Here is a 22,755-nt window from a genome sequence, read left to right on the forward strand (position 1 = left end):
GGCGATACGCCACGAACTCTTGTACCGTCATCCCGACCTCTCGCGGCTTGAGGATCGGCACTGCTGGCACAGAGCTTCAAGCCACCTCGACGACCTGGGTGCCGACGAACTCGCCCGCCATTGCCGGGGCACCGTCCTCGAGGATCATCGCGATGACTTCCTTGAGGTTGTCGTTGAGTTCTTCGAGAGTCTCGCCTTGGGAGTGCGCACCTGGGAATCCCGGGACGTAGCCGACAAAGAACCCGGTGTCGGGGCAGCGCTCGACAACAGCAGTGAAGTTCCGCATCGGCATGACCTCGGTCTTGCTCTCGGGGATCGATTGTAGGCGTGTCGGCGTTTTGGGCCGGTTCGGCAGCGGCCGACATCGGCGAGCCGGTCGTCATTCGGCGTACCGCGCGCGGCAGGTGCGGTCGCCTACGACTCGGCGAGGCGGCGGGCTCGGTCGCGGATGAGTTGTTCGATGTGATCGGCGGCCTCGTCGGGTTCTTCGTGCTCCCAGACGCGCACTGTTGTCCAGCCGGCGGCTTCCAGGCGGGCGTCGGTGTCGGCGTCGCGGGCGCGGTTGCGGGCGATCTTGGTTTCCCAGTACTCGGCGTTGCGGCGGGGCTTGGTGCCGTGCTCGGGACATCCGTGCCAGAAGCAGCCGTCCACGAAGACCGCCACCTGCAACCGGGAGAACACGATGTCGGCCTCCCGGCGCACGTCGGGCAATGGCCTCCTATGCACGAAGTAGCGCAGGCCCCGCCGATGCAGCGCTGACCTGATCAGCCGTTCCGGCTCCGTGTCACGGGATCGTTGCTGAGACATGCGCTCCGACGCAGGCCCAGGCAGCGCCTTCGGTTCCATTGGATCGGTTCTACCAGTCGCCCGACAGCGACGGGGATGACAGGACGTGGCGCGCTGCGACCGCCCTTCTAGCGTTTCGGCCGGAGTCTGGGCAGCAAGCCTGAGCGAGGACGGAGCGTCGCCATGGGGAAGCCTCGACAGTTCATGCCGATGCACCGGCCGTCGAGGGCGCTGGCGCTGCTCCTTGCAGTTCTCCTGCTGGCAGCTGCGTGCGCTGGCAACGATTCCGACGTCGACGGCTTCGACGGAACCGTCCGGCTGGGCGCTGCGCTCAGTGAGACGGGCAGGTTCGCCATGGAAGGCGCGGACTCGCGTCAGGGCTATGACACGTGGGTTCGCTGGGTCAACGAGGAATACGGGGGCATCCGGATCGGCGACGCCCGCTACAGGGCGGAGATCATCTACTACGACGACGAATCCGACGCTGACACCGCCGCCGAGCTCGTACAACAGCTCATCGACGGCGACAAGGTCGACTTCCTGCTCGGCCCCTATTCCAGCAGCCTGACCAGCACAGCCAGCGCCGTGGCCGAAGCCAGCGAGGTTATCATGGTGGAAGGCAACGGCACTTCAGACACGCTCTTCGACCGGGGCTTCCGCAACCTGTTCCTCGTTGCCACCATTGCCACCGATTACACGCGGTCGGGCATCGAGGCACTTGCTGCCCGGGGCGCACAAACCGCGGTCATCGCTCACGAGGACACGCCGTTCGCTACCTCGGTCGCCGGCGGCGCACGCCGCCACCTCGAAGCAAACGGCATTCAGGTGCTAGCGGTGGAGGCATATCCCGAAGGCGTTGAGGACGTCTCGGATCTCATGGCCAAGCTCGATGAGCTCGACCCTGACGTGTTCATCGGGGGCGGCCACTACAGCGACGCAGTGCTGTTCCTGCAATCAGCGCAGGAACTCGGCATCCGCCTAGATGCGATGCTCATCACCGTCGGGCCCTCTAACCCACAACTGGCCGACGACCTCGGCGCCAGCGTCAACGGCGTGCTGGGACCGACGCAGTGGGAGCCCGCGATGGCCTACGAAGGTTCGTACTTCGGAAGCGCTGCGGACTATGCGGACTACTACGAGAGTCTCTGGGGCGAGCGGCCCGTCTACCAGGCCGCCAGCTCGACAGCGACTGCCCTTGCGCTGCAACTCGCGATCGAGGCGGCAGGCAGCCTCGACGCCGATGAAGTACGCGAGGCCCTTCGAGAACTCGACGTCGAGATGTTCTATGGGCCGATTCGCTTCGACGAGCGAGGCGTCAACGTCGCGAAGCCAATGGGCACCGTCCAGGTGCAGGACGGTCAGATCGTCGTCGTTGCACCCGACGCTGCGGCCGTGGGGAAGCTCGTCTACCCGGCGCGTTAGCGGAGCGACACGGTGCTCGCCGCCAGCTAGCGACCCATCGTGAAGAACTCGTCGTTGGGTCGCATGGACGTCAGGTGCGCCATGCGGTTCGACAGTGCGAACAGCCCCGTGATCGCGCCGATATCCCAGATGTCGTCGTCGCTGAAGCCATGTGCCCGCAGCTCTTGGTGGTCGGCCGCCGACGCTGACGCCGGTTCACGGCACATCTTCAGCGCGAAGTCGATCATCGCCCGTTGCCGGTCGGTGACGTCGGCCTTGGCGGGGTCCACCGCGAGCTGATCGGCCAGGAACGGATCCTTCGCACGGATTCGCAGGATCGCGCCGTGCGCCACGACGCAGTACATGCAGTCGTTGGCGCCGCTGGTGGCCACCACGATCATCTCCCGCTCCGCCTTGCTGAGCCCGCTGGGGCCCTCCATCAACGCGTCGTGGTACGCCATGAACGCCCGCATCTCGTCTGGCCGGTGCGCCAGGGCGAGGAACACGTTGGGCACGAAACCCGTCTTGGACTGGATCAGCTCGATGCGCTCCCGCAGGTCGTCGGGCATGTCCGCAATGTCGGGCACGGGGAACGTCGAGATGGCTGGCTCGGTCATGCCCGCAGCCTAGGGAGCGATCCAGCAAGGGTTCCGTTGAGGGCTCCAGCGGTTGCGGTCGTCGAACAGAGCCGGTCGGAGCCGGTGTAGCCGCTCATCGTTGGCAACAGTTGTCAACTAGTGGAAACTGGCGATGTGAGCCGGAACACGATGAGCTTTGCACTTCCCGAGTCGATGCGGAGCTACATCGACGAGCGCGTTCGCGGCGGCGACTACGGCAATACCAGTGAGTATCTGCGCGAACTCATCCGGCGTGATCAGCAAGACGAGGCGGCGCGCCGCTTGCGCCTGTTGATTGCTGACGGACTCGAGTCGGGTGAGGGCCGTCCGTTGACGTCCGAGGTCGTCGATGATCTTCGCGCCCGGGCACTCGGCCGAGGAGAGTGAGCGAAGTCCGACTGCGCCCGCTGGCCGAGGCTGACCGGGTTTCCGTGCGGCTGGTTCTACTTGGAGCGGGATGACCATGTCGATGCGGTCCGCCTGCTTGCTTACGCCCAGGATCTCGCGACGATCTTGGGCGACCTGGGCCAAGACTGGTGAGGCAAGAGTCCTCGCTGCACGACATCTCCTATCGGCGCAGCCGCTCAGAGCGGCGGCGGGCGGGCAGGCCTCCTACATTCAGGGGCCGATGAGAGGACTGCCTTCCGATGCACCTGCCACGACCGACAGCCCCACGCCTCGAACCGATCCCCAAGGTGGCCGAGCGAGCTCGCGAGGTCATGGAGTCTTCGTTCGCCAACGCCGTCAATGTCATCGCGACCATTGCTCACAGCCGGCCCATCTCCAAGGCGTTCGGCGAATTCGCCCAAACCATCCTGTTCAAGGGCGACTTGTCCCGGCGAGACGTGGAGATCGCCGTGCTGCGCATGGGCTGGAACTGCCAGTCCGTGTACGAGTTTGGCCAGCACACGCTGATCGCCCGGGCTGAGGTCATGACCGAAGAGGAGATCTACCTCGTCACCCGGCCGATCGCCGAGGGCAACTGGACGCCAGCTGAAGCCGCTGTCTTGCAAGTGGTGGACGACCTGTACTCCGACGACTGCGTCTCCGACGCCACCTGGGCCGAGGCCAAGGCGCACTTCAGCGAAGCCGAGATGGTGCACCTCGTCGCAGCGGCGGGCTGCTACCGCATGGTGAGCGGCCTGCTCAACAGCACTGGCGTGCAGCGCGACGAAGGCGTCCCCGACTGGCCCACCGCCTCGACGCCCACATTAGGCGGGAGTGCGATAAGCAAACCCGCGTGCGAACCATGAGACGTCTCGCGGCTATTACCGCCGCGCTGCTTGCGTTGAGCGTCGGCGCTGCGGCGCTTGCGCCAGTCGCATCTGCTGCTTCCGACGCCGAACTCGCAGACGTCACGCTTACCCGCTACGGGGGCGCCGACCGGTACGCCACATCGCTGCTCGTCGCCGAGGCCGTCGCCGCCGATGCCGGCGGCTCGCTGGAGACCGTGGTCATGGTCTCGGGCGTCAGCTGGCACGAGGCAGTCGTGGCGGCGTCGGTCGCTGGCCGGCTTGACGCACCGGTGCTGATGACGCCGCCCACAGAGCTTCGAGCTGACGCGCTGGAATTCCTGCGGCGAGTCGAGGCGTCCGATGCACTGCTGGTGAGCGCGGGAGCCGACGCCGAGACGCGATCTATCTCATCGACCGTCGCATCTGCGCTCGAATCGGCCGGGCTTGATGTCGAGTGGGTCGGCGGCGCCGATCAGTACGAGACCGGGGTCGCGGTGGCGCGCCGCGCCGGCACCGTCGGCACGCTCGGCGATTTCGGATCGACGGCCATCGTCGCGAGCGGTGAAGTGTTCGCAGATGCGCTCGTCGCTGGTCCGCTGTCGGCCCGGGGCCGCCACCCTGTGCTGTTGAGCCCGAAGACACATCTCGACTCGGGCGTCGAGTCGTACCTGAGCGACGCAGGCATTCGCCACATTGTGCTGATGGGCGGGACTGGCGCGCTGTCGTCACCGGTCGAGGACTCCATCCGTGATCTGGGAATCACTGTGAGTCGGATTGCAGGAGCCACCCGGTACGACACGGCTATCAAGATGGCAAGTCTCATAGCCGAGCACTCGGGTGGCTCTTGCTTCGGGGGCTCCGCTGTCGGCCTGGCTCGTGCCCGAGTGCCCTTCGACTCATTCAGCGCGGCGCCGTTGCTGGCTCGGCAGTGCGCACCCCTTGTGCTGGCTGACCCCGGTGCCATCCCGTCGGAGACGGCAGCGTTCCTTGACGCGGCGCGACAAGCAAACATGGGCGATGAACTGCAGCTGACCATCTTTGGTGGCGACGGCGCTGTCTCACAGGAGGCGATCGACGCATACCTCAGGGGCGGGACCACCGAGGAGACAGAAGCGATTGACGAGGAGGCCTTCCAGCCGACCGTCCTTCCAGCAGGTACCTGCGGCGGCTCGGGCAGTGGCGAGGACGTCCGATTCGCTGGTCCCAGCCCGAGCCTCTTCGCGCCGGCGTGGTCACCGGACTGTGAGTACATCGCGTTCGCAGAAAGAGGTGCGCTGCAGATATCACTACCCGATGGCAGCCACAAGCGTCAAGTTCTGAAATTGTCGGGCGCTGGTGTTGACGCTGATGCACCGGCGTGGTCTCCCGACGGTACGAAGATCGCGTATGTACGACGGGACAGCGCGGTGTCGCCGCGGACCTCGCGCATTTTCGTAGTGAACGCCGACGGCACCGGCAACAGGCAATTGTCGCGAGGCGAGGGGACCGACGATTCCCCATCGTAGTCACCCGATGGAAGCCGCATAGTTTTTAGCCGCGAGGTCTTGGTCAGTAGCCCGGAGGATTCTGTCGTTCGCGGTTCTCGCTCAATCGTCACGGTGGACGCAGAAACCGGTGGGGATCTGCAGGTCGTGGCGGGCCGGCTGAATAACTGGTTCGACGCGCCGCGCTGGTCTCCCGATGGCCGTCGTTTCGCTTTCGTGAACTTTGGCCGACTGGGCGTGATGGACGCCGACGGCTCCAATGTCCGCTTTTTGAGGGGCGGGGTGCGGCGTGACGGCCTGTCATGGTCGCCTGATGGCAGCCGGATTGCGTACGCGAGTGGTGATCATCGCGAGTCGGACATCTACATTTTGGAGGTCAATGAAGCCCGCTCGTTCCAGGTGACGAATGCGGCGGGGCCGGAATCTCGACCTGCGTGGTCGCCTGACGGCGAGCGCATCGCATACGTCAAGAACCGACGTGAGGGCAATCGCCTCTTGGATTTCGAGATCTGGATCGCTGATGCCAGCGGCACGAGTGTCGGCGATACCGCGGAGAGCGAGCACCGCGAGTGCATGCCGTTCGGCCTCATCGATGAGGTGACCGCGGGGTTCCCCTTGCCGACCTGGGCTCCCCCTGCGATCGGATCCCTGCAAGTAGCGGTTGTCTTCGCCGATTTCCCCGATGCTCAAGCCACCCACAGCACGCAAGAGGAAGCTGAATTCGGTTTGCCGCTCATGACGCGTTTTCTCGAAGAGGTCAGTTACGGCCGCCTCGACGTCACCACAACAGTGCGACACGGCTGGCTGCGAATGACTGGCGACTACAGCGACTACTTCAGCGAACGGACGACGAACGAGCAAGTCGCTCCACCCGACGCGGAGTCTCGGAGCTTGACCCGCGAGATCGTGGCCGCTGCGGATCCCTCGTTCGATTTTGCTGGCTCAGACATCGTCCTCTTCGTGCTCCCGAGTAGCCACTTCGGTGGCGGTCAGGCAGGAGGAAACATCAGGGCTGACGACAGCCTGATGCAGATCACGTTTGCGAACACCATGCCGCTGTCTCAGCAGACGAGTACTCGCAACTGGGGCTTGGTCGCCGCACACGAGATCGCTCACGCCCTCGGCCTGTCCGATCTCTACCCATACGGCGATGACCATCAGCGCACCCCGCTTACGAATGGTCAGTACTGGGTGCGCACGGTTTTCGGCCCTATGAGACTTGAGTCGTACTTCCCGGCCTCGGCCGGCGATTCTCGCTTCGAGGAAGTTCGGCGGCACGCCGACGGCCATACGCAAACGGCAACTGCTCGGCGCGTGACGTTTGACGAGATGTTGGCCTGGAGTCGGTGGCAGCTGGGATGGCTGGATGACGACCAAGTCCGCTGCGTCACCGACTCCGTTGCGACCGTTGAGTTGGAGCCAGTCGCAGCCCCCGGCGGTGGGACCGTCATGGCTGTCGTTCCCTTGGCACCGAATCAGGTACTCGTGATGGAGAGTCGACGACGGCTCGGGTTTGACAATGCCCGCCCGTACACCGATTCAGTCGGTACCCGTGTCACGCCACCGGGCCTGCCTGTGGAGGGTGTGCTCGTGTACACCGTTGACGCCTCGTTGGGGGCCGGCGATCTGCCGCTCAAGATTGCGGGCGACAGCGGGGACGGCACAGTCGAGGACTTCCCGCTGTTGGAAGCTGGAGATTCGGTGACGGTTCGCGGGTACACCGTCTCGGTCACTGCGGACTCGGGGCGGACCCACACCGTCACGATCACCAAGACCAACTGAACGGCGCAGCACGAGGTGAGAGCCGCGTCTCAGGCCGTCGTCGGAACCTCGTTGAGCAAGCCGGTCTCGACGTCGTAGATGAAGCCGCGTACGGCCGTGTCGTGCTCTATGAATGGCGAGGCTCGTAGCGCTGCGATAGACGCTCTAACGTCGTTGTCGGGGTCAGCGAATGAGCCGATCGGCCAGTCGAGCCGCTCGCCGAAGCGTTCTTCCATCTCCTTGCTGAACGCTGCCTCATCGAGGCCGCACATGCCGCAGCCCGAGTGATGCACCACCAGGATTTCCCGGGTTCCGAGCAACTGCTGGGAGATGCACAGCGAGCGGATCACGTCGTCGGTGACGACGCCCCCCGCGTTACGCACGACATGCGCCTCGCCGACGCTCAGCCCCAGCGCCGCCAAGGGATCGATGCGAGCATCCATGCACGTGACGATCGCCACGTGCCGGCTGGGTGCGCGTGCCATCCCAGGCGTCTTGACGATGTCGGCCACACGCCGATTGCGTTCGACCAAGTCGTCGGCCGTCGAATGGAAGTCCGACACCCTCGGCTCGTCGTGTGCTTCCCGCTGATTCATCCGATGTCCTCGTCATGGCTATCGACGCGTGGAATATCAAACGTGCAGCGCTGTGCTGACCAACTCAGCAGCTGAAGTGATCCGGCAGACCGGTAGTACGCCCCCTGGGACTTGAACCCAGAACCTGCGGATTAAGAGTCCGTTGCTCTGCCAAATTGAGCTAGAGGCGCGAGATGCCCCGCAAGGCTAACGACACCCTCTGAGCGACGGTGCGGCGGATCGAGGGGAATCGAACCCCCGGCCTCCAGTGCCACAAACTGGCGCTCTAACCGACTGAGCTACGACCCGCACGGGGTGGTCAAGGATGCCACGGGCGGCACCACCTCGCTACCGGATTTCACGGCGACTCTGCGGTGAGCTCTGACAGGCGCGAGCCCGACGGCGTACCGTAGGAGCGTGAGCGCACAGACCGTCGCGGCTCGGAAGCCGCCAGTCGAGTACATCCCTCGGATCACGGCCCAGTACATCGGACTGGGATACGGCGAGTACCGCTGGCTCCACAGCGAGACACCGCCGCCATGGACACCGCTGACCAAGCCGATCTCGGAATGCCGCCTGGGCCTCATTGCGACGGGTGGCGTCTATGCAGTCGGCCAGACGGCGTTCCACTTTCGCGACGACACGACGTACCGGGCAATTCCGACTGACATCGACCCTGCCAAGCTGCGCGCCACGCATTTCGCCTACGACTTGACCGATGCCCGCTCGGACATCAATTGCGTGTTCCCGATCGAGGGCTTGCGTGCCTTGCGAGACAGCGGCGAGATCGGCGAACTGGGTCCGAACGCCTACACCCTCATGGGCGGCATCTACAGCACCCGCCGGGTCCGCACCGAGCTGATCCCTGAACTGGCGAAGCGCTGCGTGGCCGACGAGCTGGACGCTGTGCTGCTCGTTCCGGTCTGACCGGTCTGCCATCAGACCGTGGGTCTGATCGCACGGGCCATCGAGGCCGAGGGGATCCCGACGCTGTCGGTGACGAGCGCACGTGACATCACCAGGGCGGTCTGGCCGCCTCGCGCCGCCTACCTGGACTACCCGCTCGGCCACACGTCTGGCCGGCCCCACGAGCCGGAGCTCAACCTGCAGATACTTCGGGACGCATTCGCTGCCTTCGAGAACCTGCGTGTGCCGGGGTCGATGGCGCACCTGCGCTACCGGTGGTCGGAGTCCGACCGTTGGAAGGACAAGGTGTTCGCGCCCTCCGCCGAGGCTGCTGATCTGTCCGAGTCCGCTGTGCCGACGGGCGGTGAGTCCGCATCTGCGACCTACGACGACGACCGGATCCAGCGTCACCCGACGCCCCAGTACCAAACCGAGCAGGACGCAGCAGCCGCCCGCGCCAGCCACGACGGCGAAGAGTGCCTCGTCTGCGCGGGCATCGACTACTGACCCGCCTGTGAGCGAACAGCCCGAGCGCCGCGTCTCCGTGGGCGCCAAGTCGCCTGGATCCGGCGGCGACTACGACCCCGAAGCTGTGCCGGTGCGCGATGCGGCCACCGTGATGATCCTGTCCGGTGACGACGATCCCCACGTGCTCATGCTGAAGCGCAACTCCCGATCGATCTTCGTGGGCGATATGTGGGTGTATCCCGGAGGAGCGGTCGATCCCGATGACGCCACTCAGCGCGCCGATCAGACGGTGGCGGGCCTCACTGACGCCGATGCCTCGTACAGCATCGGCATCGAACGCGGCGGCATTGCCTTCTGGGTGGCGGCACTGCGGGAGACCTTTGAGGAGGCCGGCATCCTGCTCGCCCATCACGACCACCCGGTGGGCGTCGAAGACCCCAGGGACCTGCCCTCGGGCATCATCGACCTCTCACCTCCCGATGTCGCTGAGCGGTTCTCGCAGTACCGCGACGAGGTCAATGCCGGCGAGCGCGACTTCATCGAGACCGTCCGCAGCGAAGATCTGCTGCTCGATGGCAACAACGTCTATTTCATCGGGCGCTGGGTGACGCCGATGGGCTCGCCGCGCCGTTACGACACACGGTTCTTCTTGACTGCGATGCCGTACGGTCAGACGCCCCTGCCCGACCACGACGAAGCCGTTGACCACCAGTGGGTGCGCCCCGCCGACGCCATCAGGCGTAACGAGACCGGCGACATGGTGATGATGACGCCCACCATCGGCATGCTGCACCGCTTCGCCCGCTTCGGCACCGTCGCTGACGCGGTGGCAGCAGCCGGAAGCGGCACCCCTGCCGACGACGAGGATGTGCGGATTCGCTACGACAACGAAGGCCCGCACCGGATCGCCTTCCCCGACGACCCGGACTACAAGGCCGCCGACGGCCGCGCCGAGACCGGCATCCTGCGCTGGCCCTCGAATTAGCGGGCTGCCGGCGACGTGCGCCTGGCGGTTGCGAACTGCAGGTGACGCGTCCCGCGAACGCTCTGCAAACAGCCTGATCGAACGATGGCGATCATGGAAATCGATTTCCGGTGGGAGCCGATGTGAGTCGCCGGGTACCGTTGAATCCGTGACCGGCACGGCCCCCCGACCACTATCTGGCTTGACGGGCGCTGAGGGCAGCACGCGTGAAGTCGTCGAGGCGTGGCTGGGGAGCGGAGGATCCGATCCCCTAAGGCTTCAAGCAGAGCTGACGGCCAAGTTCATCGCAGGAGATGTCACGGCGTTGGGCTTCGAGGTGTGGCGGTTGGTATGTGAGGCCATCGAGACCGGCTGGGCTGACGATCGGTTGTCTGAAGCCTTGTCGCGGGCACTGGCTGACGACGCGCAACATGCATCGGCGGGAGCAAGCCTGAGCGATTGACGCATCGCTCGTGCGGATGTCAACTCGCGAGTTCGCGGGCCTGCTCCCTGAAGGACTCGATGGTGTTCTCAGCCAGGACGTTGTGATCGGCGTCGAGCACCTCGAACATCCGCCCCGTGGGCTCGTGCATCGAGAACAGCACCAGTGAGCCCTCGGGGCCGCCGCGCTCCATGTGCACGTCACCACCGGGGCCGCTGCAGTAGGTGCCGGCAGGCCGGACATCGTGGTGCACTTCGTTGCCGTCGCCATCAATGTCGATGACGTGATGCTCACCCTCGAGGACCAGCGAGGTCGTCGTCGCCACGTGGCGGTGGAAGTGGCAGTAGGCATCCGGTGCCCAACGAATGAGCAGGTCCAGCCGCCCGACGTCCTCCTCGTGGCCGAGCACGGCGATGTCGTAGTCGATCGGAAACTCGAACCGCGGTCCGCCCTCGTGGTGGATCCACTGAAGATCGCCGGTGTCGAAGCGGAAGCCAGAGTTCGTCGCAGTCACGTTCAGCCTCCCTTGAGGGTCGGAGCCATGCGAAGGCCGGACTCTCGAATGTACCGAGGAGGCCACCGCCATGTCGCTGAACCCTTGGACCGGCGCTAGTTCGATGGCAGGATGGCCCCGGGTCTACGTGGCCAAAGCCCCCGTGGCGCAACTGGACAGCGCAGCGGGCTTCTATCCCGCCGGTTGCAGGTTCGAGTCCTGCCGGGGGCGCATTTGGACCTTCCCTCGAGCCTTGCGAGCTTTTCGTTCGGCCTTGAGGGCCTTCTTGTTTGTGAACGCGTTCTCAAGGCCAGTGCCTTGGAACTCGCCAGGCACTTCGCCAGTCGTCACGTAGAGGTACAGCGCCATCTTGAAAACGCCGACAATTGCCGACATGGCCACTATCATCGCCAGCAGCCATGCCACGCCGATACCGATTCCGAGAATCAGCGCCACTGGGCTTCCCAACCCGATGAGCACGACAAGGGTCGCGAGCACCAGACCTGGCAGGAGGATGAGAAGGCCGATGAGCTCGAACCCCACTCGAGCGATCAGGCTCTTTCCCCACGTCTTGCGGAACAGGCCGAAGGAGCGCTTGCAGGAAGCGATCGGGCCGGTCTCTTCCACTACCAGAACCGGTACGACGAGGTAGGTGACGAAGTACCAAATGGACTCAAGTACAAAGGCCACGATCATTGCCCCGATGGCGACGAAGTGGCCGACCACGGGGATGTGGCGACCAGCCTGTTCCATGTGGCGGAAGATTCTGGGGAGCCGGTACAACACTTCGAAGACCACTCCTACAAAGCCTGCGAGGATGGCCCACGGCACGATGACGTGGAGACGGGCTTTGGCGGCCAATATGCAGCTCTCGAAGGTCGGTGCTCTGCCTTGGAACCGCTCCCAGGCCCCATAGGTAAGCGCAGCGGTGAAAAAAACCGAGGCGAAGGTACACAGCAGGACGGAACCCACAAGCACGATCCACACCGTGGGCTCGGTTGCCCATTTTCCGGGATCGGCAACCGTGCTGGAGCTGAGCCCAGAGGTCGTGACCCACACCACGGCCCAGACGACAACGCTGATTGTCGCCACCACAGCCAGTGACAAGGCCGGGAAGGCCATGAGGAACCTGTCGCGCTTCAAGACTCCATAAGAAGTGGAGGCCAGGATTCTTGTCCGGCTCCAAGTGCTCTTGAGCTCGCCGAAAATGCCCATTGAGATGACCTTAACCTCGGCACCTGGTAAGGGCTGTTGACCATCACGTCGCTCTGCAGGCGCCGACCGCACGGGCACACGCTCGGCACACCCGGCGCCGCCTCACCAAATTGCGATGGTGTCGCTGGCGAACGCGGGTAGGTTCAGCGGATGCCGCAGGGCTCAGTTTCTGGCACGGATGCTGCTTCGACATCCGGACTCTCAGGTGAGGTGACGTCGATCGCGGAGACGAATGGCGCCGTTACCGAAGAGGTGGTGGATACCGACCGCATCGAGCGAGCGGTCAGGGAAATCCTGATTGCCATCGGCGAGGACCCCGACCGCGAGGGGCTACGCAAAACGCCCAAGCGCGTCGCCCGCATGTACGCGGAGGTGTTCGCTGGCCTGCGGGAAGACCCCGAGCATCACCTCAAGGTGCAGTTCGAGACCGGCCATGACGAGATGGTCATGGTGCGTGATATCCCCTTCTATTCGATGTGCGAGCACCACCTCATGCCGTTCGTCGGCCGGGCGCATGTGGCGTACATCCCAGGCGAGCGGGGCATAATCACGGGGCTGTCGAAGCTGGCACGCCTCGTGGAGGCCTACGCCCGCCGGCCACAGGTGCAAGAACGGCTCACGACCCAGGTCGCCGACAAGCTGATGGAGGTGCTTGAGCCGCGCGGCACCCTCGTGGTCATCGAGGCCGAGCACCAGTGCATGTCGATGCGGGGAGTGCAAAAGCCCGGGTCGCTCACCATCACCTCAGCCGTGCGCGGCCAATTCCGCAACACCGCAACCCGTGCGGAGGCGATGCACCTCATCGGCATCGGCCGCTAGCGCAACGGTCGGTGCAGACCGGGACCAGCAACGGAATTCGAGTGCTGTTCGCCTTGGAGGAAATGTGAACGCGACCGCGCTGGCGGGCCCGCCACAGCTCGGGCGCAGCGTCCTCGTGCGACGGGGGCAATCGGCACCTTCGCCGTGGGATGCCTGCGAGCGTCTCGTGGTGCAGCCCGACGCCTTCACCATGGAGATCGGGCGACGGCTTCGTGAAGCGTGGTCGAAGCGAATCCCGCTGGTAGTGGAGCTTGAGGGCGATGTGCCCGGCGGAACGCCGGTCTGGGAGGCCCGCTGGTGGGAGCTCAGCGTCGGCATGACGATGCGAGCCGAAGTCCTCTCTCACCTGCTGTGCTCCAACGTCGTGGATGCTCGCGACCCGCGTCGCGCCCGGTTCGCCCCCGTCGATGCAGCCGTATCGCTCGGAGCAAGGATCTGCGCAGGTTCTGGCGAGGGGGACGTCGTAACGGACAGCGGGCCGGCGTGGTGCGACGGGGGACCTCTGGACGCGTTCGATCTCACCCATGGCGTGATCCCCGCCGCCAATCTCGCCGCGGGGAGCCTGGCCGTCGTTCGGCCCTGTGCGCCGGAGGCTGATCTGGCCGGCGATCAGCGCGCCGCGGTTGGTCATCTTGGCGGCGCCGCCTGCATTGTCGCGCCGGCAGGATCTGGCAAGACCCGTGTGCTCACCGAGCGGGCGCGCTATCTGGTGCGAGATCTCGGCGTAGCCCGCAGCGCTGTGTGCCTGGTGGCGTTCAACGTGCGTGCACGGGCCGAGATGCAGGAGCGCACGGCCGATCTTGCGGGACTCGAGGTGCGCACGCTGAACAGCCTCGCGCTGGCAATCTGCAACGGCTCCGGCCGATTCGCCCGACCAGCCCGGCATGGGCGCGTCGAGGTGATCGACGAGATGGGAGTGCGGCAGCGTCTCGATGGCATCGTCAAGCGTCGGCGGCGGGCCATGACCGATCAGTTGGCTCCATGGCTGGAAGCGCTCAGCGCCTCCCGGCTGGGCTTGCGCGATCCGACCGAGGTCGAGCAGGCCTTCCAACCCGACGTATCCGACTTTGCGACGGTGGCGCCGCGCTTCGTCGACGACCTCGCCGCCGATGGACTGGTCGATTTCGACCAGCAAGTTCTTCGGGCGATCGATATCCTGCTGAGCGATCCCGCGGCACGCGCAACGGCGCGGCGTGTCTGCGGCGTGCTGCTCGTCGACGAGTTCCAAGACCTGACACCGGCGCACTTGCTTCTGATCCGGCTGCTTGCCGGTCCGCGAGCCAACGTGTTCGGTGTCGGCGACGACGACCAGACGATCTACGGCTACACGGGGGCGTCGCCGCAGTGGCTGATCGACTACGAGACGTATTTTCCCGGTGCGAAGCGGCATCCGCTGCATGTCAACTACCGCTGCCCGAGGCAGGTTGTCAGCGCCGCAGTCAATCTGCTGTCGCACAACCGCCAGCGCATCGACAAGCAGATCGGCGCTGCTGGGATCGCCGATGCCGATGGCGCCGATGATCTGCGGATCGTCACGGGCGCTGATCCAGCGAGCGCGCTGCGCGCTGCGGTCATGGCTCTCATCGATCGCGGAGCGCAGCCTTCGGAGATCGCAGTGCTGGCGCGGGTCAACAGCACCCTGCTTGTGCCACAGATCGTCTTCGCCGAGATGGGTGTCGCTGCTGACGCGCCTCTCGGGCGGGGGTTCTTGGAACGAACCGGTGTCTCGGCGGCACTTGCCTGGCTGGCCCTCGCGATCGCGCCGCAACGAGCGCTGCCGCCTCAGTCGCTCTCGGATGCCGCACGTCGCCCGCCACGAGGCATCTCACCTCGTGTCATCGAGTGGATCGGCGAGCAGCGCAGCGTCCGGGAGCTACGCGCCCTGGCCGGGCGCCTCAGCGACGAGCGCACCGCGGGCAAGATCCGCGAATTCGCCGACGATGTGGAGTTGCTCTTGGAACTCGCGGACGGCAAGAGGCTCACGACGAGGCAGATCTTGGAATTCGTGCGCGATGAACTCGGACTCGGCAACAGCCTGGATACACGCTTGGACGCGTCCCGGCGGTCAGTCGATCGCTCTGCTCATGGAGACGATCTGCGCGCCCTCATCTCGGTCGCCCACCTGCACCCCGAGCCGGCAGGCTTCAGCGGTTGGCTGTCCGATCGGCTGTCCGGATTCGGGGACCGCGAGGTTGCCGGATTCGGTGTGGACGAGCAATCTGTACGTAGTCGCGCCGACGGCGGCTCGTCGACTCGGCGTCCCGGTATCCGGCTGGCGACGGTCCACAAGGTGAAGGGCCTCGAATGGCCCCATGTCATCATCTATGAGGCGTCAGCGGGGCTCATGCCGCACCGTCTCGCGCACGACGTCGAGGAAGAACGACGCGTGTTTCACGTCGCGCTGACCCGATGCTCGCAATCGGTGACGCTGGTCTGCGACGATCCGTCCTCTTCGTTCGTCGGCGAGCTCAGCAAGCTCGCTCCTCCGGCGCCCACCGAACCGGCGGCCGTGGCGTCCCGAGGTGCGGGGCGCAATTCGAGTGCCGATGCCGATAAGGCATCCGGGGGTGCTGCGAGGTTGTCGGGCATCGGAAGCTCAAGCTCGCCTCGCAAGACCAAACCCCAACCGCCGACAGATCCTCGTGACGCGGAACTGTTCGAAGCGCTACGCACCTGGCGCCTTGAACGAAGCCGTGCCGATGCCCTCCCCGCATTTGTCGTCTTTGCCGATGCGGTCTTAATCGCCCTGGCGACCCAGCGTCCCCGCAACGATGCCGAGCTACTGGCCGTGCCGGGCATTGGTCCGGCCAAACTCGAGGCCTATGGCGCGGAGGCGTTGGCCATCATCGCCGAACACCTCTGAGAGCCACGTCGGAACAATCGTCGGCGGCAAGTTGAACTGCGGCGTTGAGGTCCAGCAGGTCCGCATCATGATTGATCTGTTGGAACATCATGATGCTACAGTGATGGCATGCGTACGACGGTGACGTTGGCCGATGACGTGGTCGCAGCGGTCGAAGAACTCCGCAGATCTGAGGGCATCGGCATGAGCGAGGCGCTCAACCGGCTCGCCCGGGAAGGTCTCGCCAGGCCTGCGGCCTCGAAGCCATACGTTCACAAGAGCTACGACATGGGCCAGAAGATCGATGTCACCAACATCGGCGAGGTCCTCGGGATGCTTGATGAGCTCGAAATGCGCGACCGGGTCGACGAGCACTCTCCCCAAGGCTGAGTGTGCTCGTCGACGCCAACTTGCTGCTGTACGCCACCGACGCCTCGTCGGCTCGCCATGAACGAGCCAAGCAATGGCTCGATGAGACTCTGCTGGGCAATCGCCGTGTGGCACTACCGCTTCAGACCGTCACAGCCTTCATGCGGATCAGCACCAATCCGCGTGTGTGGAACCGACCATTGACCGCGACCCAAGCGTGGGAACGGGTACGCGCATGGCTTGACGCCGGGCCGACCTGGATCCCGCCATCAGGCGAGCGAACCGCGGCGATCTTGGGCGCACTCGTCGTCGAGCACCACGTGACAGCCAACCTGGTGCCTGACGCCATGTTGGCAGCGCTGGCTGTTGAGCATGGCCTGACGGTGATGAGTGCCGATACCGACTTCGCCCGCTTTCCCCAGGTCCGTTGGGAGAACCCCCTCGTCGCCTAGTGGCGGAGGCTCTGAGCCGGATTCGCTGGTCGTGCCGTCGCTGGAGAACTAGACCGCGAGCGGGCCCTGGCCGGCCAAGAATCGCTGGGCCATCACCATCAGCACCACCCAGTACTCGGTGCCGGGCACAAGATTGTCCAGCGTCACCTCGGCGGTGACATCGTGAGCGTCGGGATGGCCAGCCGCTGCGACACCCTCGACGGTGATCGGCGGGCCGCCTTCGAGCAGCGTGAGGAACGGCGCAATCGGCACGTCGAACACAGCATCGACTTCGTCACGAGCGACCGCATAATCCGCGAGCGAGCGGTCGTCACGCAGCAGGTACGCGCTGATCAGCTCGCAGTTCAGCGTGCCCTCACCGCTGTTGTCCGCCACTCTGCGGATCCCGAGAGGCACGAGATCGCTGGTATCGGGAGCAACACCGAGTTCTTCGGCCAGTTCTCTCACTCCATCGAGCGGTGTTTCCCCGGCGGCAAGGTGCCCTGCCGCGCTGATGTCGAACAGCCCCGGATAGGCCGCCTTGGAGCGTGATCGTCCCTGCAACACGACCGTCGGTACCCCGTCGCGCAGCGTGACGATGAGGCAGTGGAAGACGCGGTGCCAGTCACCGCGTTCGTGAACCTCGGCCCGTGGTGCGGTGCCAAGGCGCCGCCCGAGCTGGTCCGTGAAGTCCAGGAGTTCTACGCCTGGCGCGCTGTCGGTCATGCAGCCATTGTCCCCGCTGGCGCTTCCAGCGGCGACGATGCCCGCGGCTACAGCAGCTCGGTGTACTTGTCCAGGATCGGCAGCACGGTGTCTGCAGGTGCCGGCGGGAGCGCGAGCACGACCCGGCTGACGCCCACTTCGGCCAGGCTGTCGAGGATCTCGGGCTTGGGGGGCGTGCCGAACTGCCCGAACTCGATCTCGTCGGGATCGCGGCCCGCTTCGATCGCGGACTCCCGGATCTGCTTGACCGGCACGTCCAGGTCGTAACGGCCTGAGATCGGCATCCAGCCGTCACAGAACTCCACGATGTCGGCGATGGTGCGCGGACCTGCGGCCCCGCCCAGGATCACCTTCGGGCCGCCTTCCTGCACTGGCTTGGGCCATTGCCATGACGAGTCGATGTTCACCCAGTCGCCGTGGAACTCGGCCTCGTCTTTGGTCCACAGTTCGCGCACTGCGAGCACCATCTCGCGGGTGACCGCACGCCGGTCGGTGTACTTCACGCCGTGGTTGGCGAGCTCTTCCTTGTTCCAGCCGTAACCGATGCCCAAGATGAACCGGCCATTCGAGATCCGGTCGACGGTGGCGGCCTCCTTGGCGAGCCACAGCGGGTCTCGCTGTGCGACCAACGTGATGCCGGTGCCGAGCATGATGTTCTCGGTTACTGCGGCGGCTGCACCCAGCGATACGAACTGGTCGTGCGTGCGCCAGTACTCCTCGGGCAGCGGTGGCGCTCCCTCGCGGCCGCCCCACGGTGTCTCACGGCTGGTGGGGATGTGGCTGTGCTCGGGGAACCACAGCGACTCGAAGCCTCGTTCCTCGGTGGCCTTGGCCAACTCGACGGGCCCGATGGCCTTGTCGGTGGGAAACATCATCACGCCGATTTTCACGGTGGTCCTCCTGGTGGTTGCCGTTGTGGCCGGTCGCGGCCGCCGCTGAGAGTAACGGCCCCGCGTCACGCGTGCCCGGTTGCAACCGGGCCGCGATGCGTAGGGCGTTGCAGCGGCGTGGCGTAGCGTGTTGCCGGATCTCCAGGGGCACGTTGCGTGGGCACCTAGCAACGTGCGGGCTCGACGACCTGGGGGCTGGACGACCTGGAGGCACAGTGAAGATCACCATCGACGTCGACAAGTGCATCGGCAGCGGGTCGTGCGAGATGATCGCCCCGGGCATCTTCGAGGTGGGCAACGACGGTCTCGTGCAACTGCTGAACGACAGCCCCAGCGCCGAGCAGCACAGCGCAGTTCGCACTGCAGCGGCCAGCTGCCCCACACAGGTCATCTCGGTAGACGACTGAGCTCGAAACCGACCCGGGCCAGCTGCAGCCGCGCCGGTACGATCGACTCTGGAGCTGACTGATCAGACTCGGGAAGTGGCGCAGCTTGGTAGCGCACCTGCTTTGGGAGCAGGGGGTCGTGGGTTCAAATCCCGCCTTCCCGACCAGTGGCGACACGGTCATTCAGAGATTGACAAGCGATTCCGACTGGCCAGCGGCGGAGCTTGCCGGGTGTGAGGTGACCAATGACGGCGGACATGGGCGGTGCTTGTAGCTGCCATCAACTTCCGATGAACACCTACTGGGTTGATCATGGCCGCTTCCTGGCGGGCGAGTATCCGGGGGCGCCGAACCGGAACGAAGCCGCCTACAAGTTGAGGGTCTTGCTTCAGGCCGGAATCAGCCACTTCATCGACCTGACCGAGCCGTATGAAGGATTGGCGCCCTACGCCCCGATTGCTTCCGAAGAAGCCAGCCGACTCGGCACGCCATTCCAGCATTCCCGGCATTCCATCGTTGATCTAGATGTGCCGCGCAGCCCCCAAAACACTGCCGAAATCCTCGACGTGATTGACGAGGCCATAGGTGCGGGCAAGACGGTCTACGTGCATTGTTGGGGTGGCGTTGGCAGAACCGGCACAGTGGTCGGCTGCTGGCTGGTGCGCCATGGCCGGACGGGCGAGCAGGCTCTCGACCAAATCGCGACGTGGTGGACGGGCATGGAAAAGGCATACCGCACGCCTCGCTCGCCGGAAATGCCGCGGCAACGCGAGTACGTGCGCAACTGGAGCGAACCAGTCTCGGGTGGGCCGCGTGAGTGATTCCACACCCCGGGATCGATTTCGGGGATGTCTGCTCGGACTCGCCGCAGGTGATGCGCTGGGCACCACACTGGAGTTCAAGAATCCCGGCTCGTTCGAGCCGATCGATGACATGGTCGGCGGCGGTCCGTTCCGCCTGATGCCAGGCCAGTGGACCGACGACACCTCAATGGCGCTGTGCTTGGCCACCAGCCTGGTCGAGGGCGACGGGTTCGACCCGGCCGATCAGATGCAGCGTTACGTGCGCTGGTGGCGCGAGGGTTACCTGTCTTGTACGGGGGACTGCTTCGACATCGGGGTCACCGTCAGCCGAGCGCTGTCGCGGTTTGTCCAGCACGGCGGCCCGTATGCCGGGTCCTCGGACCCCATGAGTGCCGGGAACGGTTCGTTGATGCGGCTTGCGCCGGTGCCGATGCACTACGCGGGCGACGCTAAGGAGGCCATCTCCATGGCCGCCGACAGTTCCCGGGTCACGCACCAGGCGCGGGAAGCGGTCGATGCCGGCCGCTACTTCGCTGGCCTGCTGGTCGGAGCCTTGCAGGGCGCCGACAAGCAGACGCTGCTCACAGCGGGCTATTGCCCCGTCGAACGACTCTGGGAGCGCGACCCCCTAGCCGAGAAGATTGCGCTCGTCGCCGGCGGCTCGTTCAAGGATCGTGAACCGCCGAACATCAAGGGAACGGGCTACGTCGTCGACGCTCTGGAAGCGGCGTTGTGGGCCTTCCACCGCTCCGACGGCTTCCGCGAGGGCGCCTTGCTCGCCGTGAACCTCGGTGACGACGCCGACACCACCGGTGCCATCTACGGCCAGATCGCCGGAGCCCACTACGGGGCCGAGGCGATCCCGGCGACATGGCGGGCCAAGCTCGCCATGTTGGAAGAAATCACCTCGCTGGCCGATCGCCTCTACGACCAGGCTGCTCTGGCCTGAGCGCTCGGCGGAACGCCAGCCGAGTTCGCGCGACCTTCAATTGCGGAAACTTTGAGCACAACTCGAGCCGTTGCGGAAAGTGTGGTAAGTCCCGTCAACGCGTAGACCAGTCGTATGCCAGCGCACTACGCTGTAGCGCGAGACGTTCGAAGGAGGCACCATGAGCCGTCCGACATCGTTGCGTTTGCCAGAGGATGTGCGTGCGCGATTGGACGATGAGAGCCAGCGGGTCTCCGCACCGCCGTCGACGCTTGCCGTTGTGCTGATTGACGAAGGACTCAAGATGCGGCGCTTTCCCGGCATTGTGTTCCGCGACGGCCCGACCGGTCGTCGCGCTGGGCTGGCGAAGGGACCCGATGTGTGGGAGGTCGTTCGTGACCTCAAGCGCGCTCACGGCACTGGCAGACAGCCCGTCGACTTTGTCGCCGAGGAAACGGGCCTTGCACCAGAACTGATCGGGCTCGCCGCCGACTACTACGCCGTATTCCCCGATGAGATCGACGACCGCATCGCGACCGACGCCAGAGTCGCGGAGGAACTGCGGGAGCTCGCTGATCGCCGCGAGCGCATGCTCTCGACGTGAAGTGGTTGCTCGACGAGATGTTCCCGCCCGCGGCTGCTGCCGAATTGCGGCGACTGGGCCACGACGCCCGCAGCGTCGCTGGCTCAGTGTTGGCGGGCAGCGACGACGAGCATCTCTACGGGTTGGCCGCAGATGAGGGTCGCGTCGTCGTGACGGAGAACTTCGCCGACTACGCGTCCTTGGTGGCACAGAACTTGGAGCGCGGCGCTCCCCATGGACTTGTCACCTTCGTTCGAAAAAGTGACTTGCCCTCGGGCAGCGCGTTGGGGCCAGCGCTCGCGCGTCGCCTCGATGCATGGGCGAACGCCAATCCGTCGCCGTCGCCTGGGCTGCACTGGCCGTGACGACACGATTCAACTCGCTGACACCTGACGACCTGGGACGGAATGATCACAAGTTCATCGGTCAGGGAGAATGGAAACCCGAGAAGCAATGGGGCGTAGGGTCGCCCGAGCTCAGCGGGCGGTCGGGAATCCCAGATCGCCGGTGCCCACTACGGAGCAGAAGCGATCCCGGCAACATGGCGGGCCAAGCTCGCCATGGCAGACGAAATCACCTCGCTCTCCGACCGACTCTACGACCAGGCCCAATTGGCTTGAGTCCTGACCCCTTGCACCAGAGTCATTACCGCTGGGTTTGTCTCCTCATGGTTTAGGTGCCGACGGCGCAGGACTCCTTAAGGCGGTGTCGAGCTTGAGGTGCTCATGGAGCAGCTCGTCGTAGGCGTATGGAGCCATATCTGCATATCTCGCGATATGGTTGTGTATGTGAAAACGACGATCAACTTGCCCGATGGGCTTGCAGACATGGCGAAGCGCCGCGCCGCAGAGCGTGGGTGCACCTTCACGGCTCTGGTCGTTGAAGGTCTTCACCACGTACTGAGCGAGGTGTCGGAGGTTCGCCGGGCGCCGCTGCCGATATGGGGCAGCGCGAGTGATCAGGTTCTCGTCGATCCCGCAGACAAAGAGGCACTCGGCAGCGCCCTTGACGCCGACGGCTGGAAATGATCTGCCCAGACGTCAATGTGCTGGTGTATGCCTACCGTGGCGATCTCGACGAGCACCAGACGTTCCGCCGCTGGCTGGACGCTGCGCTCGACGGCCCAGAACCATTCGGTCTCATCGACGTAGTCCTGACCGGGTTTCTCCGTGTCGTGACGAATCGCCGGGTATTCGCGAATCCTGCCCCCACCACGGCCGCCCTCTCATTCGTGGACGCGTTGCGCGCCGCGCCGGCTGCCCGGCAGTTGCAGGTGACCGAGGCGACTTGGCGTCAGTTCTCGCAATTCGCTGAACGCGACTCATTCATCGCCGGCAACCTTGTGCCTGATGCTTGGATCGCCGCGTTGGCCATCAGCAGCGGTGCCCGCGTCGCCACCGCCGATGCCGGTTTCGCTCGCTTCGACGGCCTGTCGTGGTTCAACCCGGCGCACGCCACATGAGTTCGCGCTCCCAATCGAGGCGACCTCACGAGTGGAGGCCGGAATGGCGGGGTACCAAGCGCCTGGACAACGTGTTGAGCGAAGTCGCAGCGTCGGCTGGCGGCTTCCAGGCGGCCGACAACCTGTCTCGCGATGAGCTGTACGAGCGTGGTGCGTTCCGCTAATGCGG

At 65.1% G+C, this 22,755-nt stretch carries 28 protein-coding genes and 4 tRNA genes; 22 read left to right on the plus strand and 10 right to left on the minus strand.

Features of this window, described 5'->3' with window-relative positions; genetic code table 11:
- Positions 1-76: 76 nt before the first annotated feature.
- Together ACOQPH_RS03510 and ACOQPH_RS03515 are read right to left on the minus strand one after the other, a co-directional pair.
- A complete protein-coding gene (locus tag ACOQPH_RS03510) occupies positions 77-286 on the minus strand; it encodes a type II toxin-antitoxin system HicB family antitoxin (RefSeq protein WP_420443226.1) in 210 nt (69 codons plus the stop codon).
- Between the two features lie 128 nt (positions 287-414).
- Positions 415-846, minus strand: a complete 432-nt coding sequence (locus tag ACOQPH_RS03515; RefSeq protein ID WP_420623359.1) for a very short patch repair endonuclease — start codon at positions 844-846, stop codon at positions 415-417.
- 144 nt (positions 847-990) lie between these two features.
- On the opposite strand from ACOQPH_RS03515, the gene ACOQPH_RS03520 reads away from it, so the two are divergent.
- The gene (locus ACOQPH_RS03520) at positions 991-2,208 is read left to right on the plus strand and encodes an amino acid ABC transporter substrate-binding protein (RefSeq protein ID WP_420623360.1); all 1,218 of its coding nucleotides are present in this window, start codon (positions 991-993) and stop codon (positions 2,206-2,208) included.
- A gap of 26 nt (positions 2,209-2,234) precedes the next feature.
- On the opposite strand, the gene ACOQPH_RS03525 is transcribed toward ACOQPH_RS03520, so the two are convergent.
- The gene (locus ACOQPH_RS03525; protein WP_420623361.1) at positions 2,235-2,804 is read right to left on the minus strand and encodes a peroxidase-related enzyme; all 570 of its coding nucleotides are present in this window, start codon (positions 2,802-2,804) and stop codon (positions 2,235-2,237) included.
- A gap of 150 nt (positions 2,805-2,954) precedes the next feature.
- On the opposite strand from ACOQPH_RS03525, the gene ACOQPH_RS03530 reads away from it, so the two are divergent.
- The 4 genes from ACOQPH_RS03530 (at position 2,955) to ACOQPH_RS03545 (ending at position 7,305) form a co-directional block, all read left to right on the plus strand.
- Entirely contained in the window at positions 2,955-3,191 is a 237-nt protein-coding gene (locus ACOQPH_RS03530) for a type II toxin-antitoxin system ParD family antitoxin (protein WP_420623362.1), read from the plus strand.
- 260 nt (positions 3,192-3,451) lie between these two features.
- A complete protein-coding gene (locus tag ACOQPH_RS03535; protein ID WP_420623363.1) occupies positions 3,452-4,057 on the plus strand; it encodes a carboxymuconolactone decarboxylase family protein in 606 nt (201 codons plus the stop codon).
- Positions 4,054-5,544, plus strand: a complete 1,491-nt coding sequence (locus ACOQPH_RS03540) for a cell wall-binding repeat-containing protein (RefSeq protein WP_420623364.1) — start codon at positions 4,054-4,056, stop codon at positions 5,542-5,544. The genes ACOQPH_RS03535 and ACOQPH_RS03540 overlap by 4 nt, the downstream gene beginning before the upstream one ends.
- Positions 5,545-5,637: 93 nt before the next feature.
- A complete protein-coding gene (locus ACOQPH_RS03545; protein ID WP_420623365.1) occupies positions 5,638-7,305 on the plus strand; it encodes a hypothetical protein in 1,668 nt (555 codons plus the stop codon).
- A gap of 29 nt (positions 7,306-7,334) precedes the next feature.
- Here ACOQPH_RS03545 and ACOQPH_RS03550 read toward each other — a convergent pair whose 3' ends face one another.
- From ACOQPH_RS03550 to ACOQPH_RS03560, 3 genes are all read right to left on the minus strand, one after another.
- Entirely contained in the window at positions 7,335-7,880 is a 546-nt protein-coding gene (locus ACOQPH_RS03550; protein ID WP_420623366.1) for a beta-class carbonic anhydrase, read from the minus strand.
- A gap of 96 nt (positions 7,881-7,976) precedes the next feature.
- Positions 7,977-8,050 (minus strand) — tRNA-Lys (locus ACOQPH_RS03555).
- A 43-nt stretch (positions 8,051-8,093) separates the two neighbouring features.
- Positions 8,094-8,169: transfer RNA gene (locus ACOQPH_RS03560), tRNA-His, on the minus strand.
- A gap of 107 nt (positions 8,170-8,276) precedes the next feature.
- On the opposite strand from ACOQPH_RS03560, the gene ACOQPH_RS03565 reads away from it, so the two are divergent.
- The 4 genes from ACOQPH_RS03565 to ACOQPH_RS03580 all read left to right on the plus strand — a co-directional run bounded on the left by ACOQPH_RS03565 (position 8,277) and on the right by ACOQPH_RS03580 (position 10,660).
- Complete coding sequence (locus ACOQPH_RS03565) at positions 8,277-8,786, plus strand: glycine/sarcosine/betaine reductase selenoprotein B family protein (protein ID WP_420623367.1); 510 nt, start codon at positions 8,277-8,279, stop codon at positions 8,784-8,786.
- Positions 8,787-8,804: 18 nt separating this feature from the next.
- Positions 8,805-9,272, plus strand: coding sequence for a hypothetical protein (locus ACOQPH_RS03570; RefSeq protein ID WP_420623368.1), 468 nt, complete (start codon positions 8,805-8,807; stop codon positions 9,270-9,272).
- Positions 9,273-9,279: 7 nt separating this feature from the next.
- Positions 9,280-10,218, plus strand: coding sequence for an NUDIX hydrolase (locus ACOQPH_RS03575; protein WP_420623369.1), 939 nt, complete (start codon positions 9,280-9,282; stop codon positions 10,216-10,218).
- A gap of 148 nt (positions 10,219-10,366) precedes the next feature.
- Positions 10,367-10,660 carry a hypothetical protein gene (locus tag ACOQPH_RS03580; RefSeq protein ID WP_420623370.1) on the plus strand — a complete coding sequence of 98 codons (294 nt, stop codon included), beginning with the start codon at positions 10,367-10,369 and terminating at the stop codon, positions 10,658-10,660.
- Positions 10,661-10,679: 19 nt separating this feature from the next.
- Here the strand turns inward: ACOQPH_RS03580 and ACOQPH_RS03585 are convergent, their stop codons facing one another.
- Positions 10,680-11,153, minus strand: coding sequence for a cupin domain-containing protein (locus tag ACOQPH_RS03585; protein WP_420623371.1), 474 nt, complete (start codon positions 11,151-11,153; stop codon positions 10,680-10,682).
- A gap of 136 nt (positions 11,154-11,289) precedes the next feature.
- Between ACOQPH_RS03585 and ACOQPH_RS03590 the strand changes: the two genes are divergently transcribed.
- Positions 11,290-11,363, plus strand: a tRNA-Arg gene (locus tag ACOQPH_RS03590).
- Here ACOQPH_RS03590 and ACOQPH_RS03595 read toward each other — a convergent pair.
- Entirely contained in the window at positions 11,325-12,347 is a 1,023-nt protein-coding gene (locus tag ACOQPH_RS03595) for a DUF6159 family protein (RefSeq protein ID WP_420624299.1), read from the minus strand. The two genes, ACOQPH_RS03590 and ACOQPH_RS03595, sit on opposite strands and share 39 nt — an antisense overlap.
- 150 nt (positions 12,348-12,497) lie before the next feature.
- Between ACOQPH_RS03595 and folE the strand changes: the two genes are divergently transcribed.
- The 4 genes from folE to ACOQPH_RS03615 all read left to right on the plus strand — a co-directional run bounded on the left by folE (position 12,498) and on the right by ACOQPH_RS03615 (position 16,829).
- Complete coding sequence (gene folE, locus ACOQPH_RS03600) at positions 12,498-13,166, plus strand: GTP cyclohydrolase I FolE (RefSeq protein ID WP_420623372.1); 669 nt, start codon at positions 12,498-12,500, stop codon at positions 13,164-13,166.
- 64 nt (positions 13,167-13,230) lie between these two features.
- Positions 13,231-16,029 carry an ATP-dependent DNA helicase UvrD2 gene (locus tag ACOQPH_RS03605; RefSeq protein WP_420623373.1) on the plus strand — a complete coding sequence of 933 codons (2,799 nt, stop codon included), beginning with the start codon at positions 13,231-13,233 and terminating at the stop codon, positions 16,027-16,029.
- Between the two features lie 108 nt (positions 16,030-16,137).
- Positions 16,138-16,398 (plus strand): ribbon-helix-helix domain-containing protein, encoded by a 261-nt coding sequence (locus tag ACOQPH_RS03610; RefSeq protein WP_420623374.1) that lies wholly within the window; start codon positions 16,138-16,140, stop codon positions 16,396-16,398.
- A 2-nt stretch (positions 16,399-16,400) separates the two neighbouring features.
- On the plus strand, positions 16,401-16,829 hold the full coding sequence (locus tag ACOQPH_RS03615) for a TA system VapC family ribonuclease toxin (protein ID WP_420623375.1): 429 nt from the start codon (positions 16,401-16,403) through the stop codon (positions 16,827-16,829).
- A gap of 48 nt (positions 16,830-16,877) precedes the next feature.
- Here the strand turns inward: ACOQPH_RS03615 and ACOQPH_RS03620 are convergent, their stop codons facing one another.
- Both ACOQPH_RS03620 and ACOQPH_RS03625 read right to left on the minus strand, forming a co-directional pair.
- Positions 16,878-17,534, minus strand: coding sequence for an NUDIX hydrolase (locus ACOQPH_RS03620; RefSeq protein ID WP_420623376.1), 657 nt, complete (start codon positions 17,532-17,534; stop codon positions 16,878-16,880).
- Between the two features lie 47 nt (positions 17,535-17,581).
- On the minus strand, positions 17,582-18,424 hold the full coding sequence (locus ACOQPH_RS03625; RefSeq protein WP_420623377.1) for an LLM class F420-dependent oxidoreductase: 843 nt from the start codon (positions 18,422-18,424) through the stop codon (positions 17,582-17,584).
- Positions 18,425-18,639: 215 nt separating this feature from the next.
- Between ACOQPH_RS03625 and ACOQPH_RS03630 the strand changes: the two genes are divergently transcribed.
- The 8 genes from ACOQPH_RS03630 to ACOQPH_RS03665 all read left to right on the plus strand — a co-directional run bounded on the left by ACOQPH_RS03630 (position 18,640) and on the right by ACOQPH_RS03665 (position 22,586).
- Positions 18,640-18,831: a ferredoxin gene (locus tag ACOQPH_RS03630; protein WP_419552691.1), complete on the plus strand. Its 192-nt coding sequence runs from the start codon at positions 18,640-18,642 to the stop codon at positions 18,829-18,831.
- 69 nt (positions 18,832-18,900) lie between these two features.
- Positions 18,901-18,977, plus strand: a tRNA-Pro gene (locus ACOQPH_RS03635).
- 123 nt (positions 18,978-19,100) lie between these two features.
- Complete coding sequence (locus tag ACOQPH_RS03640; protein ID WP_420623378.1) at positions 19,101-19,631, plus strand: protein-tyrosine phosphatase family protein; 531 nt, start codon at positions 19,101-19,103, stop codon at positions 19,629-19,631.
- Positions 19,624-20,562: an ADP-ribosylglycohydrolase family protein gene (locus ACOQPH_RS03645; RefSeq protein WP_420623379.1), complete on the plus strand. Its 939-nt coding sequence runs from the start codon at positions 19,624-19,626 to the stop codon at positions 20,560-20,562. Before ACOQPH_RS03640 ends, ACOQPH_RS03645 begins: the two co-directional genes overlap by 8 nt.
- A 160-nt stretch (positions 20,563-20,722) precedes the next feature.
- Complete coding sequence (locus ACOQPH_RS03650) at positions 20,723-21,145, plus strand: CopG family transcriptional regulator (RefSeq protein WP_420623380.1); 423 nt, start codon at positions 20,723-20,725, stop codon at positions 21,143-21,145.
- Positions 21,142-21,489: a DUF5615 family PIN-like protein gene (locus ACOQPH_RS03655; protein WP_420623381.1), complete on the plus strand. Its 348-nt coding sequence runs from the start codon at positions 21,142-21,144 to the stop codon at positions 21,487-21,489. Before ACOQPH_RS03650 ends, ACOQPH_RS03655 begins: the two co-directional genes overlap by 4 nt.
- Before the next feature lie 360 nt (positions 21,490-21,849).
- Positions 21,850-22,152, plus strand: coding sequence for a hypothetical protein (locus ACOQPH_RS03660; protein WP_420623382.1), 303 nt, complete (start codon positions 21,850-21,852; stop codon positions 22,150-22,152).
- Positions 22,149-22,586: a TA system VapC family ribonuclease toxin gene (locus ACOQPH_RS03665; RefSeq protein WP_420623383.1), complete on the plus strand. Its 438-nt coding sequence runs from the start codon at positions 22,149-22,151 to the stop codon at positions 22,584-22,586. The genes ACOQPH_RS03660 and ACOQPH_RS03665 overlap by 4 nt, the downstream gene beginning before the upstream one ends.
- The last annotated feature ends 169 nt before the right edge of the window (positions 22,587-22,755 follow it).

This window comes from Candidatus Poriferisodalis sp. (genome assembly GCF_965221945.1).
GTDB lineage: Bacteria > Actinomycetota > Acidimicrobiia > Acidimicrobiales > Poriferisodalaceae > Poriferisodalis.

Excerpts from the sequence above, each read along its gene's own strand:
- ACOQPH_RS03660 (WP_420623382.1), top strand. The coding sequence starts at position 21,850 with ATGGAGCAGCTCGTCGTAGGCGTATGGAGCCATATCTGCATATCTCGC.
- ACOQPH_RS03520 (WP_420623360.1), top strand. The coding sequence starts at position 991 with ATGCCGATGCACCGGCCGTCGAGGGCGCTGGCGCTGCTCCTTGCAGTT.
- ACOQPH_RS03510 (WP_420443226.1), bottom strand. The coding sequence starts at position 286 with ATGCGGAACTTCACTGCTGTTGTCGAGCGCTGCCCCGACACCGGGTTC.
- ACOQPH_RS03540 (WP_420623364.1), top strand. The coding sequence starts at position 4,054 with ATGAGACGTCTCGCGGCTATTACCGCCGCGCTGCTTGCGTTGAGCGTC.
- folE (WP_420623372.1), top strand. The coding sequence starts at position 12,498 with ATGCCGCAGGGCTCAGTTTCTGGCACGGATGCTGCTTCGACATCCGGA.
- ACOQPH_RS03620 (WP_420623376.1), bottom strand. The coding sequence starts at position 17,534 with ATGACCGACAGCGCGCCAGGCGTAGAACTCCTGGACTTCACGGACCAG.
- ACOQPH_RS03610 (WP_420623374.1), top strand. The coding sequence starts at position 16,138 with ATGCGTACGACGGTGACGTTGGCCGATGACGTGGTCGCAGCGGTCGAA.
- ACOQPH_RS03595 (WP_420624299.1), bottom strand. The coding sequence starts at position 12,347 with ATGGGCATTTTCGGCGAGCTCAAGAGCACTTGGAGCCGGACAAGAATC.
- ACOQPH_RS03525 (WP_420623361.1), bottom strand. The coding sequence starts at position 2,804 with ATGACCGAGCCAGCCATCTCGACGTTCCCCGTGCCCGACATTGCGGAC.
- ACOQPH_RS03640 (WP_420623378.1), top strand. The coding sequence starts at position 19,101 with ATGAACACCTACTGGGTTGATCATGGCCGCTTCCTGGCGGGCGAGTAT.
- ACOQPH_RS03535 (WP_420623363.1), top strand. The coding sequence starts at position 3,452 with ATGCACCTGCCACGACCGACAGCCCCACGCCTCGAACCGATCCCCAAG.
- ACOQPH_RS03665 (WP_420623383.1), top strand. The coding sequence starts at position 22,149 with ATGATCTGCCCAGACGTCAATGTGCTGGTGTATGCCTACCGTGGCGAT.
- ACOQPH_RS03650 (WP_420623380.1), top strand. The coding sequence starts at position 20,723 with ATGAGCCGTCCGACATCGTTGCGTTTGCCAGAGGATGTGCGTGCGCGA.
- ACOQPH_RS03515 (WP_420623359.1), bottom strand. The coding sequence starts at position 846 with ATGGAACCGAAGGCGCTGCCTGGGCCTGCGTCGGAGCGCATGTCTCAG.
- ACOQPH_RS03550 (WP_420623366.1), bottom strand. The coding sequence starts at position 7,880 with ATGAATCAGCGGGAAGCACACGACGAGCCGAGGGTGTCGGACTTCCAT.
- ACOQPH_RS03530 (WP_420623362.1), top strand. The coding sequence starts at position 2,955 with ATGAGCTTTGCACTTCCCGAGTCGATGCGGAGCTACATCGACGAGCGC.